Annotated in this window: 1 protein-coding gene; it reads right to left on the bottom strand. The window is 50.3% G+C overall.

Features of this window, described 5'->3' with window-relative positions; translation table 11 throughout:
• Window positions 1–371: 371 nt before the first annotated feature.
• Window positions 372–545, bottom strand: coding sequence for a type I restriction-modification enzyme R subunit C-terminal domain-containing protein (locus LKE08_RS29205; RefSeq protein WP_375341384.1), 174 nt, complete (start codon window positions 543–545; stop codon window positions 372–374).

Below are 545 nucleotides of genomic sequence, written 5' to 3'. Positions count from 1 at the left end.
TCAAACCCTTATAGAAAAGCCGTTTCAGTTTCCGACTCCCGACTCCCGACTGCCGAGGACCGCGCGCAGCGCTATAACTCGCCGACTCCTCTCCTGTAACGCTTCGATTTTAGCGACAATCCGTCTTTGTTGAAGAGTGGCGATCCCCCTAAATCCCCCTTAAAAAGGGGGACTTTGAGTCCAATTCTCCCCCCTTCTCCCCCCTTCTCCCCCCTTACAAAGGGGGGCTGGGGGGGATGGGGGCTGGGGGGGATCTTCACTTCTAAAAGACGACCTTTTGCACATCATCTCAAATCCGGTTGAATATCCAAACCGCTTGGGAATCAATTCCCAAGCTTTAGATTCGACCAGATTTGATATAACTATCTATTCTAACTTATCTCCTCCCAAATGGCTCCATTAATCTCATTTAAAATAGCCTCCAACTCCCCATCAAATGTTGTGTTCAGACGAGTGAAGCCGCCGCTTGACTTGAACTGTCCCCGGTCAAACGCCAGCCTATCCACCACCGTTTCCGATTTTAACTGCTTCCCGATCCGTTCCAA

Source organism: Lyngbya sp. CCY1209 (assembly GCF_035615495.1).
In the GTDB taxonomy this organism is placed as follows: domain Bacteria; phylum Cyanobacteriota; class Cyanobacteriia; order Cyanobacteriales; family Microcoleaceae; genus Limnospira.
Note: the sequence above shows the minus strand (reverse complement) of the source record. Positions and strands in the feature narration are given on the sequence as shown.